The organism is Pseudorhodoferax sp. Leaf265, assembly GCF_001422365.1.
In the GTDB taxonomy this organism is placed as follows: Bacteria; Pseudomonadota; Gammaproteobacteria; order Burkholderiales; family Burkholderiaceae_C; genus Pseudorhodoferax.
Window position 1 is genome coordinate 42,024 of record NZ_LMMT01000002.1, and the last position, 11,554, is coordinate 53,577.

Sequence of the window (11,554 nt, forward strand, 5' to 3'; positions counted from 1 at the left end):
CAAAGGATTCCCGATGCCCGGTCTTCCCCCTCTGTTGCGGCCTACGCCGTTCGCTGCCCTGTTGCTGAGCCTGGGAGGGATGCCGGGGGCGCAGGCCCAGACCGGACCGGTGCCGAGCTGGCAGACCTGTGCGGCCCAGGCCGGCGACGATGCCGCGCGGCTGCGCTGCTTCGACGACTGGGCGCGCCAGCAGCAGGCCGAGGCCGCGGCCGTCAACGCCAGGGCAGCGGCCAACGTGCCCAAGGACGGCCCCACCATCAACAAGCCGGAAAGCACAGGCGCCACGGCCACCACGGCCGTGGCCAGCACCGCCGTGCCGACGGCCGCGCCGGAGGCGCCCGTGGTGCCGCGCTGCCACGACACGCGCTACTCCACGCTCTCCCGCATCTGGGAGCTGGAGTCCGGCACCGACTGCGGCGAGTTCAGCCTGCGCGGCTACCGGCCCATCGCGCTGTCGCTGGCGCAGTCCAGCAGCGTGAACCGCACACCCGGTACGCCGAACCCCGAGAACCAGTCCACCGACGTGGACGAGTACCGCCGCACCGAGGCGCGCATCCAGCTGTCGGTGCGGACCAAGGTGGCGCAGGGCCTGCTCACGCCGCGTGAAGGCAGTGCGGTGGATTCGCTGTGGTTCGCCTACTCGCAGCAGTCGTTCTGGCAGGTGTTCACGCCGCAGCTGTCGCGCCCCTTCCGCGCCACCGACCACGAGCCCGAGATGGTCTACGTGTACCCCAGCTACGCCGAGCTCGGCAGCTGGCGGCTGCGCTACACGGGCCTGGGCGTGGTGCACCAGTCCAATGGCCAGAGCCTGCCGCTGTCGCGCAGCTGGAACCGCGTCTACCTGATGGCCGGCATGGAGAGCAAGGACGAGCGCTTCCGCCTCACGGGCCGCGTCTGGCACCGCTTCCACGAGAAGGCCGAGAGCGACGACAACCCGGACATCACCGACTACATCGGCCGCGCCGAGATCACGGGCGGCTGGACGCTGTCCAGCCGCGACAGCCTCGCGCTGACCGTGCGCCATCCGCTCAAGTCCAACGGCAAGGGCTCGGCGCGCTTCGAGTGGTCCCACGCGCTGGGCCCGCAGGGCGAGGGTGGCTGGCTGCGCAGCGGCCTGCGCCTGCACACCCAGGTCTTCCACGGCTACGGCGACAGCCTGATCGACTACAACGTGCGCAAGACCGTGTTCAGCGTGGGTCTGAGCCTGATGGACTTCTGAGGTCGTCGGCCTCGGCGCAGCGGCGTTGCAGCTGCTGCAGCAGCGAGCGCGTCTGCACCCAGTCGACCCAGCGGCCGCCCTGCTGGACGATGGCGGGCGCATCGTCGCCGCGCGTCTGGCCGCGGGCATAGACCAGCACTTCGTGGTCGGGCGCGTCCTCGTCGGTCAGCCGGGTGGTGATCTCGGCGCCGTCCAGCAGCACGCGCAGCGCGTCGTCGTTGTCGGCCCGCACCTCCAGCACGCAGCCCGGCTGCAATGCATGGCGGTAGCGTGCGCGCAGGTGCGCGCGTGCGCCGACCTGGTCCAGCGTCTGCAGCAGCTGCGGCACGCTCATCGCCGATTCGTCGAGCAGCGCGGCATCCTCGGTCGGGTAGGCGTCGCAGCCGGCCAGCAAGCCTGCCGTGGCCAGCACCGCCACGGCTGGCCTCAAGCGTGGGTCTCCTCGTTGCCGTCCGGCTCCACCGGATCGGGCAGGCGCTGGGCCAGCACCTTGTCGATGGTGCGCCCGTCCATGTCGACGATCTCCAGCTTCCAGCCTTCCCACTCGGCGGTGTCGGCCACGTTCGGCAGCCGGCCCGACAGCAGCATCAGCATGCCGGCCAGCGTGTGGTAGCGGCCGCGCTCTTCCTCGGGCACGCTGGACAGGCCCAGGCGGTCCTTGAGCTCGGGCACCGGGATGTGGCCGTCCAGCAGCCAGCTGCCGTCCTCGCGCTGCACGGCCCAGGAGGTCTGCGGGTCGCGCGGCTGGAATTCGCCGGTGATGGCCTCGATCAGGTCCTGCAGCGTGACGATGCCCTGCACCTCGCCGTACTCGTCGATGACGAAGGCCATCTGCATGTCGCTGGAGCGGAAGTTGTCCAGAAGTTCCATGCCGGTCAGCGTCTCGGGCACGTACAGCGGCTGCGTCAGGGTCTGGGTCGACAGGTCGCGCTGGTCTTCGCGCAGCGCGCGCGACAGCCACTGCCGCGCGTTCAGGATGCCCAGCACGTTGTCCAGCCCGCCGCGCACCACCGGGAAGCGCGCGTGGTCGCTCTCCTCGATGCGCTGCAGGTTCTCCTCGAAGGGCAGGTCGGCGTCCAGCGTGACCACGTCGCTGCGCGGCACCATCAGCGAGACGATCTGGCGGTCGTCCAGGCGGAACACGTTGCGCACCATGTCGTGCTCGTGCGACTCGATCACGCCGGCGGTCGTGCCCTCGGCCAGCATGGCGTGGATTTCCTCGGCCGTGATCGGGTTGGGGTTGCCGTCCTTCACGCCCAGCACGCGCAGCAGGAAATGCGTGGAGATGGTCAGCAGCTTGACGAAGGGCTTGGTGGCCGTGGCCAGCCAGTTGATGGGCCGCGCCACCAGGCGGGCCAGGGTTTCCGGATGCGTCTGCCCCAGCCGCTTGGGCACCAGTTCGCCGGCGACGATGGAGACATAGGTGATCAGCACCACCACCAGGGCGGTGGCGGCGTAGCCGCTGGAGGAGGCCGGCACGCCCATCTCGGTCAGCCAGTCCGCGAGCGGCGCGGCCAGCGCGGCCTCGCCGACGATGCCGTTCAGCACGCCGATGGAGGTGATGCCGATCTGGATGGTGGACAGGAAGCGCGTCGGGTCTTCGCCGAGCTTGATCGCGGCGCTGGCGGCCGGATCGCCTTCATCGACGAGCTTTTGCAGGCGCGCGCGGCGCGCCGTGACGAGCGCGATTTCCGACATCGCGAACAGGCCGTTGAGCAGGACCAAGGCCAGTAAAACAAGTATTTCCACAGGGCACCCAAAGGGTAAGACAAGAGGTTGGCACCGCCGCGACGGCGACGGGCTTGGCCAGGTTGGCCGGTAGACGGGAAAGAGGACGCGCGGCGGCGCTAGCCGCGCGCGATGAAGGCGATGGGCGGCCGCTGCAGGCGGGCTAGGTGCGGCGCGAGCCAGCCGCTGGGCACCGGCGCGTCGGGCCGCACGGCCAGGCCGGCCACGGCGACGGCCTCACCCGGCCCCAGCAGGCCGAGCAGGTCGGCCAGCAGCTGGAACGGCAGGTTGTCGAGGTGGTGGTCGTCGAGCGAGCCGCCCGCGGCTTCGGCGGGTGCGGAGGCGGGGGCGGCGAGGAACTGCTCGGAGAGGGCGTCGGAGCAGACCTCGGCGGCTTGCTCCTGGGCGGAGAAACCCATCCATGCCATGACCAGGGCAAGGAAGAAGGCGAGGGCCCGGGAACGCATGATGGGCCGGATTTTACGGGGGCGCTGCAGCGCCCCGCGGCGAGGGCAGTGTCAGGCGCGCGCGCGTGCCGTACTGAACTTGCCGTGCGGCAGGCTGGCCAGGCGCGAGAACATGCGCCGGCAGTAGCCCGCGACGGACAGGCACTTGTTGATCTCTTCCACGGGCAGCGGGCCGGAGACGACCACGATGTCGTTGGCGCTGTCCTGCGCGCCCGCCGCGCGCAGCCGGCGCCGCGCGCCATTGGCCCAGGAATGGATGCGCGCCGGGTTGCCGTGCTGGTGCAGGTGGCCAGTGCTGGCGTCGAAGGCAATGGCGACCGTGTCGGTCTTGAGTTTGAGCTTGTGTTCCCCCGTGGCCAGGCTCGGCGGGGTGGCCAGGTCGTACAGGTAGTAGCTGCCGGCTTTCAACTGGTACTGCAGATCCATACGGTGTCCTTTTTGGGGGCATTCTGGTGGGCGGTCAGGCCAGCCAAACGCCGGTGCAACAAGGGGAATCGGTGCCAGTTCGCGATTTTGCGCTGCAATCTGCGCAATTCCTGGCTTGACGAGCGCGGACAATCGCGACATGTCTGAAACGAATTTGGCGGACCTCGCGTTCGCACGCCTCCCGCTGGCCCCGGCCACGCTGGAGAACCTGGCCAGCCTGGGCTTCACGCAGATGACGCCGATCCAGGCGGCCAGCCTGCCGCTGGCGTTGGCCGGGCGCGACCTGATCGCCCAGGCCGAGACCGGCAGCGGCAAGACCGCCGCTTTCGGGCTGGCGCTGCTGGCCGGGCTGAACCCGCGCTTTTTCGGCGTGCAGGCGCTGGTGCTGTGTCCCACGCGCGAACTGGCCGACCAGGTGGCGCAGGAACTGCGCCGCCTGGCGCGCGCGCAGGACAACATCAAGACCGTGGTGCTGTGCGGCGGCGTGCCGCTGCGCAACCAGACCGCCAGCCTGGAGCACGGTGCGCACATCGTGGTGGGCACGCCGGGCCGCGTGCTGGACCACCTGGAGCGCGGCCACCTCGTGCTGGACGGCCTGCGCACGCTGGTGCTGGACGAGGCCGACCGCATGCTGGACATGGGCTTCATGGACGACATCGCCGCCGTGGCGCGGCGTTGTCCGGCCGAGCGCCAGACGCTGCTGTTCTCGGCCACCTATCCCGACGGCATCGCCCAGCTGGCGCGCCAGTTCCTGCGCGATCCGAAGCAGATCACGGTCGAGAAGAAGCAGGACGTGAGCCACATCGTCCAGCACTGGTACGAGGTGGAGGAGAGCGCGCGGCTGGACGCCGTGGTGCGCCTGCTGCGCCACCACCGGCCCGACAACGCGCTGGCCTTTTGCAACACCAAGCAGCAGTGCCGCGACCTGCTGGCCGTGCTGCGCGGCCATGGTTTCGCGGCGCTGGCGCTGTACGGCGAGCTCGAGCAGGTCGAGCGCGACCAGGTGCTGGTGCGCTTCGCCAACCGCAGCGCCAATGTGCTAGTGGCCACCGACGTGGCCGCGCGCGGGCTGGACATCGCGCGGCTGGGCGCCGTCGTCAACGTCGAGGTGACGCCCGACCCCGAGGTGCACGTGCACCGCATCGGCCGCACCGGCCGTGCCGGCGAGAAGGGCCTGGCCCTGAACCTGGCCAGCATGGACGAGATGGGCCGCGTGGGCCGCATCGAGCAACTGCAGGGCCAGCCCACGCGCTTCGAGTCGCTGGCCGCGCTGCGCGACGAAGGCATGCCCCCGCCCCCGCCCATGGCCACGCTGCAGATCCAGGGCGGACGCAAGGAGAAGATCCGCGCCGGCGACGTGCTGGGCGCGCTGACCGGCGAGGCCGGCTACACGCGCGAGCAGATCGGCAAGATCGACGTCAACGAGTTCTCGACCTATGTGGCGGTGGCGCGCGGCATCGCGCAGCAGGCCGCGAACAAGCTCGACCGCGGCCGCATCAAGGGCAAGAGCGTGCGCGTGCGCCTGCTCGACGATTGAGCGCTTCCGTTCCTATACTGCCGGAATGAACCAGACGGTACATTCCCGGCGCCGCGTGGCCGCTGCCAAGCCCGCGGCCAAGGAAAAGGAGACAAGCCGGACCAACGATCCCGCGCGCACCATGGCCAACATCCTGGACGTGGCGCTCACGGAGTTCGCGGAGAAGGGCCTGGACGGCGCGCGCATCGACGAGATCGCGGCCGCCACGCAGACCTCCAAGCGCATGATCTACTACTACTTCGGCAGCAAGGAGGGCCTGTACCTGGCCGTGCTGGAGGCCAGCTACCGCGCCATGCGCGAGACCGAGGCCGATTTGCACCTGGACGATCTGCCGCCCGAGGCCGCGCTGCGCCGGCTGGTGGAATTCACCTTCGACCACCACCTTGCGACGGAGCCTTACATCCGCGTGGTGATGGCCGAGAACATGCAGCGCGGCCACTACATGGCGCAGAGCCAGAGCATCGAGCGGCTCAACGTGCCGGCGATCTCGGCCATCGAGGGGCTCTACGCACGCGGCCTGGCCGCCGGGGTGTTCCGCGCCGGCGTGGACGCCATCGACCTGCACGCCACGATCTCGGCGCTGTGCTTCTTCAACGTCGCCAACCGCCACACCTTCGGCCTGATCTTCAAGCGCGACTACACCGACCCCGCCGTCGTCGCTGCGCGCCGCGAGTCCATCGTGCAGACCGTGCTGCGCTTCGTGCAAACCAGGGTAAGCCCCTAGAAAAGAAAACTAACCAGTTCGTACATTACTGGGTTCACACAGGAGACGAGGCGTGATCCAGAAATTCATCCACGGCTATTGCCGCCTGCTGGGCTGGCTCATGGTCGCGAGCCTGGCACTCATGGTGGTCATGGTGTTCGGCAACGTGGTCATGCGCTACGCGTTCAACTCGGGGCTCACGCTGTCCGAGGAGCTGTCGCGCTGGCTGTTCGTCTGGATGACCTTCCTCGGGGCCGTGGTGGCGCTGAACGAGCGGGGGCACCTGGGCACCGATACGCTGATCGCGCGCTTGCCGCCTGCCGGCCAGAAGGTCTGTCTGTTCCTGAGCCTGGTGCTGATGTGCTGGATCTGCTGGCTGATCTTCGACGGCGCCTGGCAGCAGGTGAAGATCAACTGGGATTCGACCAGTGCGGTGATGGAGGCCTCCATGGGCTACTTCTACGCCAGCGGCATGGTGTTCGCGGTCCTCGCGGCGCCGGTGCTGCTGCTCAACCTGGTGCGCCTGCTGGCAGGCCGCATGTCCGACGGTGAACTGATCGGCGTGCGCGAGAACGAGGACCAAGCATGACCATCGCGATCTTCCTGGGCTCCCTGCTGCTGGCCATGGCCATCGGCGTGCCGATCTCGTTCGCACTGCTGGCCAGCGGCGCCGCGCTGATGGTGCAGATGGACATGTTCGACGCGCAGATCCTGGCGCAGAACCTGATCGAAGGCTCCAACAGTTTCCCGCTGCTGGCCGTGCCCTTCTTCATGCTGGCCGGCGAGATCATGAACGCGGGCGGTCTGTCACGCCGCATCGTGCAGTTCGCCATGGCGCTGGTCGGCCACGTGCGGGGCGGCCTGGGCTACGTGGCCATCGGCGCGGCCGTGATGATGGCGGCGCTGTCGGGCTCGGCCGTGGCCGATGCGGCCGCGCTGTCGGCCCTGCTGCTGCCGATGATGGTGGCGGCCGGCCACGACAAGGCGCGCTCGGCCGGCCTGCTGTCGGCCGCCAGCATCATCGCGCCGGTGATCCCGCCGTCCATCGGCTTCGTGATCTTCGGCGTGGCCGCCAACGTGTCGATCTCCAAGCTGTTCCTGGCCGGCATCGTGCCGGGCGTGCTGCTGGGCGTGGCCCTGTGTTTCACCTGGTGGTGGCTGGGCCGGCGCGAGAACGTGCCGTCGCAACCGCGCCGCAGCCGCGCCGAGATTCTCCATGCGCTCAAGGATGCGACCTTCGCGCTGGGTCTGCCCGTCATCGTCATCGTGGGCCTGAAGTTCGGCGTGTTCACGCCAACCGAGGCAGCTGTCGTCGCGGCCGTCTACGCGCTGCTGATCTCGGTCTTCGTCTACCGGGAACTGAAGTTCAACCAGTTGTTCGGCCTGTTCCTGGCGGCGGCCAAGACCACGGCCGTGATCATGTTCCTGGTGGCCGCCGCCATGGTGAGCGCCTGGCTGATCACGGTGGCGCAGTTGCCTGACCAGATCGTGAGTTTGCTGCAGCCGCTGCTGGACAGCCCGCGCCTGTTGATGGCGGCCATCATGGTCCTGGTGATCGTCGTCGGCACGGCCATGGACATGACCCCCACTGTGCTGATCCTGACGCCGGTGCTGATGCCCATCGTCAAGGCGGCCGGCATCGACCCGGTCTACTTCGGCGTGCTGTTCATCATGAACAACGCCATCGGCCTGATCACGCCGCCGGTGGGCACTGTGCTCAACACCGTGGCGGGTGTTGGCAAGATCAGCATGGACCAGGTGACCAAGGGCGTCTGGCCGTTCATGATCGCGCAGTTCCTGCTGATGTTCCTGATGGTGCTGTTCCCCGCCATCGTCACGGTGCCGGCGCGCTGGCTGGCTGGCTGAGCCCTTCCGACCTCTTTCCCCACTGGAGACATCCATGAAACGACTCCTGCTCAAGACCCTGGTGGCCGCTGCCGCCGTCGCCGCGTTCGGTGCCGCCCAGGCCCAGGACACCCGCACCATCAAGTTCGCCACCCAGAACCCCAAGGGCCATCCCATCGTGATGGGCATGGAGAAGTTCGCCGAACTGGTCACCGCCAAGTCCGGCGGCAAGCTCAAGGTCAACCTGTTCCCGGGCGGCACGCTGGGCAGCGACCAGGCCAACGTCTCGGCCATCCAGGGCGGCACGCTGGAGATGGCGTCCATGAACTCCGGCATCCTGGCCAGCCAGGTCAAGGAATTCGCGGTCTACGACTTCCCGTTCATGTTCGGCAGCAACGCCGAGGTCGAGGCCGTGGTCGACGGCCCCTTCGGCAAGAAGCTGCACGACAAGCTCAAGGACAAGGGACTGATCGGCCTGTCGTACTTCGAGCTGGGGTTCCGCGACATCACCAACAGCAAGCGCCCCATCACCAAGGTGGAAGACCTGGCGGGCCTGAAGCTGCGCGTGATCCCGAACCCGATCAACGTGGACTGGGTCAAGGCGCTGGACGCCAACCCCACGCCGCTGCCCTTCCCCGAGGTCTATGCCGCGCTGGAGCAAAAGGCCATCGACGGCCAGGAGAATCCGGTCACGGTCATCAACGCCAACAAGTTCTTCGAGGTGCAGAAGCACGTGGTGCTGAGCCACCACCAGTACAACCCGCAGTCGGTGCTGATCAGCAAGAAGTTCTGGGATAGCCTGCCGCCGGCGCAGCAGAAGATCGTCGCCGACGCGGCCGCCGAGGCCACCAAGTTCCAGCGTCAGGCTGCGCGCGACCAGGTGGCGACCGCGCTGGACAACATGAAGAAGAACGGCATGCAGGTGACCGAGCTGCCGCCGGCCGAACTGAACAAGCTGCGCGACAAGATGCGCCCGGTCACCGCCAAGCACGCCGTGACGGTGGGCCAGGACGTGGTGGCCGAGTTGCAGGCCGAGCTGGCCAAGGTCCGCAAGTAAAGTCCCATGACGCGCATCGCCGTGGCCGGGGCCGGCTACATCGGCCAGGCCCACATGGCCGCGGTGCAGGCCGAGCCGGGTTGTACGCTCGCGGCGGTCGTCGACCCCTCGCCGGCCGCGGCCGGCGCGGCGGCACGCGCCGGCGTGCCGCTGTACCCTTCGATCGAGGCGCTGCTGGCGCGTGACCGGCCCGACGGCCTGGTGCTGGCCACACCGAACGCGCTGCATGTGCCGCAGGCGCTGCAGTGCGTGGACGCCGGCCTGCCGGTGCTGCTGGAAAAGCCCGTCGCCACCACCGTGGCCGAGGCCCGCACGCTGCTGGCGCGTGTGCAAGGGAAGGGCGCGCGCGTGCTGGTGGGCCACCACCGTGCGCACAGCCCCATCATGGCCAAGGCCCGGCAGGTCGTGGCCTCGGGCCAGCTCGGTCGGCTGGTCGCGGTGATGGGCAGCGCCACCTTCTACAAGCCCGACAGCTACTTCGCCGACGGCCCCTGGCGGCGCGAGCCCGGCGGCGGCCCCATCCTGCTGAACATGGTCCACGAGGTGCACAACCTGCGCATGCTGTGCGGCGAGATCACCCAGGTGCAGGCCATGGCCTCGCAGGCCGTGCGCGGCTTCGCGGTGGAGGACACGGTGAGCATGGGCCTGCGCTTCGCCAATGGCGTGCTGGGCAGCTTCCTGCTGTCGGACACCGCGGCCTGCGCGCGCAGCTGGGAGCAGACCAGCCAGGAGAACCCGGCCTACCCCAGCTACGCCGACGAGGACTGCTACGTGCTGACCGGCAGCAATGGCAGCCTCTCGGTGCCGACCATGCGGCTCAAGACCTACCCGCGGCCCGAGGAGCGGTCCTGGTGGAAACCGTTCGAGGTGGGCCAGGTCGGCCTGGTGCGCGAAGACCCGATCCAGCGCCAGATGGCGCACTTCGCCGCCGTGGTGCGTGGCGAGGCCGAGCCGCTCGTGGACGTGCACGACGGCTTGCAGAATCTTGCCGTCACCGAAGCCATCGTGCAGGCTGCCGCGAGCGGCCGCACGGTGGACATCCCTGAACCCGCTCCCAAGGAAACCGCATGAAGATCCTCACGCTGCACGGCATCAACCTGAACATGTTCGGCAAGCGCGACCCCAAGACCTACGGCACGGCCACGCTGGCGGACATCGACGCGCAGCTGGTCGCGCTGGGCCAGGAGCTGGGCGTGCAGGTCGAATGCTTCCAGAGCAACTTCGAAGGCGCGATGGTCGAGCGCATCCACGCCGCCCACACCGAGGGCGTGGACGCCATCGTCATCAACGCCGGCGCCTGGACCCACTACAGCTACGGCATCCGCGACGCGCTGGCCATCCTGAAGTGCCCCATCGTCGAGGTGCACATGTCCAACGTGCATGCGCGCGAGGCCTTCCGCCACCACTCGGTGCTGGCCGAGATCGCCCAGGGCCAGATCGCCGGCTTCGGCGTGGACAGCTACCTGCTCGGCCTGCGCACGGCCGTCACGCACGCCAAGGCCAAGCAGGGCTGAAGCGCAGGCCCAGGCCTGCGGCGTGCGCGCAACAAGCATGTAACACCGGGCGCCATTTCGGCGGGCTGCCAATTTGTTGCATGGGACTGTCTATATTCCGAAAATAAACTGATCGGAATTGAGACAAATCCGTCCTGGAGCGCCCGCCATGTCCTTCGCCTTTCCCCGTCTTCGCCTGACCGTTGCCGCCCTGGCGGCCGCCGCCTTGCTGGGCTGCGCCAGCGTGTCAGAGCCGGTCGGCGCGTTGCGCAAGGAGAACGTGTTCGCGGTCACCGCGGGCAACGAGCTCATCAGCTTCAACGCCGGCCAGCCGCAGCGCGTGCTGAGCCGCAAGCCCGTCACCGGCATGGCCGCGGGCGATGCACTGGTCGGCATCGACTACCGCGTGGCGCGCGGCGTGCTGTTCGCGCTGTCGCGCCAGGGCCGGCTCTACACGCTGAACACCGGCACCGGCGCGCTGACGCAAGTGGGTTCATCGCCGGCCGTTCTGCCGCTGGCCGGGCCGCTGTTCGGCTTCGACTTCAACCCGGCGGCCGACCGCATCCGCGTGGTCGGCGAAGGCGGCCAGAACCTGCGCCTGCACCCCGACACCGGCGCCGTGGTCGACGGCAACCCGAACCTGGACGGTGTGCAGCCCGACGGTGCGCTGGCGTACGTGGCCGGAGATGCGAACGCCGGCAAGCCGCCCGCCATCGTCGCGGCTGGCTACACCTACAACAAGCAGGACGAGAAGATCACCACCAACTACGCGATCGACCGCCGCCTGGGCGTGCTGGTGATGCAGGGCTCCAAGGAAGGCACGACGCCGGTGGTCTCGCCCAACACCGGCCAGCTGCGCACCGTGGGTCCGCTGGGCCTGGGCGAACTGGCCGACGCCACGCTGGACATCGCCGATGTGTCGAACGCCGCTTTCGCGGCCGTGCGCACGCCCACCGACGCCAAGACCAAGCTTTACCAGATCGACCTGGACACGGGCCGCGCCCGCTTCGTCGGCACCGTGGCCAACGGCGGCCCGCTGCTGGGCATGGCCATCGAGCCGTAAGCCGCTCGGCGTACAG

13 protein-coding genes are annotated in these 11,554 nt (G+C 68.8%); 9 read left to right on the top strand and 4 right to left on the bottom strand.

The genetic code is table 11. From position 1 onward, the window contains the following. Window positions 1–13 precede the first annotated feature (13 nt). A complete protein-coding gene (locus ASF45_RS04395) occupies window positions 14–1,219 on the top strand; it encodes a phospholipase A (protein ID WP_056657572.1) in 1,206 nt (401 codons plus the stop codon). Here the strand turns inward: ASF45_RS04395 and ASF45_RS04400 are convergent. From ASF45_RS04400 to ASF45_RS04415, 4 genes are all read right to left on the bottom strand, one after another. Continuing rightward, complete coding sequence (locus ASF45_RS04400; RefSeq protein WP_156472847.1) at window positions 1,188–1,649, bottom strand: hypothetical protein; 462 nt, start codon at window positions 1,647–1,649, stop codon at window positions 1,188–1,190. The two genes, ASF45_RS04395 and ASF45_RS04400, sit on opposite strands and share 32 nt — an antisense overlap. Continuing rightward, window positions 1,646–2,968 carry a hemolysin family protein gene (locus ASF45_RS04405; RefSeq protein WP_056657577.1) on the bottom strand — a complete coding sequence of 441 codons (1,323 nt, stop codon included), beginning with the start codon at window positions 2,966–2,968 and terminating at the stop codon, window positions 1,646–1,648. Before ASF45_RS04405 ends, ASF45_RS04400 begins: the two co-directional genes overlap by 4 nt. Window positions 2,969–3,066: 98 nt before the next feature. Next, complete coding sequence (locus ASF45_RS04410) at window positions 3,067–3,414, bottom strand: hypothetical protein (protein ID WP_156472848.1); 348 nt, start codon at window positions 3,412–3,414, stop codon at window positions 3,067–3,069. Window positions 3,415–3,465: 51 nt separating this feature from the next. Then, window positions 3,466–3,840 (bottom strand): hypothetical protein, encoded by a 375-nt coding sequence (locus ASF45_RS04415; RefSeq protein ID WP_056657583.1) that lies wholly within the window; start codon window positions 3,838–3,840, stop codon window positions 3,466–3,468. Window positions 3,841–3,979: 139 nt separating this feature from the next. Between ASF45_RS04415 and dbpA the strand changes: the two genes are divergently transcribed. The 8 genes from dbpA (at window position 3,980) to ASF45_RS04455 (ending at window position 11,538) form a co-directional block, all read left to right on the top strand. Then, the gene (dbpA, locus tag ASF45_RS04420; protein WP_056657586.1) at window positions 3,980–5,377 is read left to right on the top strand and encodes an ATP-dependent RNA helicase DbpA; all 1,398 of its coding nucleotides are present in this window, start codon (window positions 3,980–3,982) and stop codon (window positions 5,375–5,377) included. 25 nt (window positions 5,378–5,402) lie between these two features. After that, window positions 5,403–6,101, top strand: coding sequence for a TetR/AcrR family transcriptional regulator (locus ASF45_RS04425; RefSeq protein WP_056657587.1), 699 nt, complete (start codon window positions 5,403–5,405; stop codon window positions 6,099–6,101). Window positions 6,102–6,153: 52 nt separating this feature from the next. After that, window positions 6,154–6,669 (top strand): TRAP transporter small permease, encoded by a 516-nt coding sequence (locus ASF45_RS04430; protein WP_235580801.1) that lies wholly within the window; start codon window positions 6,154–6,156, stop codon window positions 6,667–6,669. After that, the gene (locus tag ASF45_RS04435) at window positions 6,666–7,946 is read left to right on the top strand and encodes a TRAP transporter large permease subunit (protein WP_056657590.1); all 1,281 of its coding nucleotides are present in this window, start codon (window positions 6,666–6,668) and stop codon (window positions 7,944–7,946) included. The genes ASF45_RS04430 and ASF45_RS04435 overlap by 4 nt, the downstream gene beginning before the upstream one ends. 34 nt (window positions 7,947–7,980) lie before the next feature. After that, window positions 7,981–8,982 (top strand): TRAP transporter substrate-binding protein, encoded by a 1,002-nt coding sequence (locus ASF45_RS04440; protein ID WP_056657593.1) that lies wholly within the window; start codon window positions 7,981–7,983, stop codon window positions 8,980–8,982. A gap of 6 nt (window positions 8,983–8,988) precedes the next feature. Next, complete coding sequence (locus tag ASF45_RS04445) at window positions 8,989–10,053, top strand: Gfo/Idh/MocA family protein (RefSeq protein WP_056657596.1); 1,065 nt, start codon at window positions 8,989–8,991, stop codon at window positions 10,051–10,053. After that, entirely contained in the window at window positions 10,050–10,496 is a 447-nt protein-coding gene (aroQ, locus tag ASF45_RS04450; protein ID WP_056657599.1) for a type II 3-dehydroquinate dehydratase, read from the top strand. The genes ASF45_RS04445 and aroQ overlap by 4 nt, the downstream gene beginning before the upstream one ends. Before the next feature lie 148 nt (window positions 10,497–10,644). After that, window positions 10,645–11,538, top strand: coding sequence for a DUF4394 domain-containing protein (locus tag ASF45_RS04455; RefSeq protein WP_056657601.1), 894 nt, complete (start codon window positions 10,645–10,647; stop codon window positions 11,536–11,538). Window positions 11,539–11,554 lie beyond the last annotated feature (16 nt).

Excerpts from the sequence above, each read along its gene's own strand:
- ASF45_RS04440 (WP_056657593.1), top strand. The coding sequence starts at position 7,981 with ATGAAACGACTCCTGCTCAAGACCCTGGTGGCCGCTGCCGCCGTCGCC.
- ASF45_RS04435 (WP_056657590.1), top strand. The coding sequence starts at position 6,666 with ATGACCATCGCGATCTTCCTGGGCTCCCTGCTGCTGGCCATGGCCATC.
- ASF45_RS04425 (WP_056657587.1), top strand. The coding sequence starts at position 5,403 with ATGAACCAGACGGTACATTCCCGGCGCCGCGTGGCCGCTGCCAAGCCC.
- ASF45_RS04410 (WP_156472848.1), bottom strand. The coding sequence starts at position 3,414 with ATGCGTTCCCGGGCCCTCGCCTTCTTCCTTGCCCTGGTCATGGCATGG.
- ASF45_RS04445 (WP_056657596.1), top strand. The coding sequence starts at position 8,989 with ATGACGCGCATCGCCGTGGCCGGGGCCGGCTACATCGGCCAGGCCCAC.
- ASF45_RS04455 (WP_056657601.1), top strand. The coding sequence starts at position 10,645 with ATGTCCTTCGCCTTTCCCCGTCTTCGCCTGACCGTTGCCGCCCTGGCG.
- dbpA (WP_056657586.1), top strand. The coding sequence starts at position 3,980 with ATGTCTGAAACGAATTTGGCGGACCTCGCGTTCGCACGCCTCCCGCTG.
- aroQ (WP_056657599.1), top strand. The coding sequence starts at position 10,050 with ATGAAGATCCTCACGCTGCACGGCATCAACCTGAACATGTTCGGCAAG.
- ASF45_RS04415 (WP_056657583.1), bottom strand. The coding sequence starts at position 3,840 with ATGGATCTGCAGTACCAGTTGAAAGCCGGCAGCTACTACCTGTACGAC.
- ASF45_RS04395 (WP_056657572.1), top strand. The coding sequence starts at position 14 with ATGCCCGGTCTTCCCCCTCTGTTGCGGCCTACGCCGTTCGCTGCCCTG.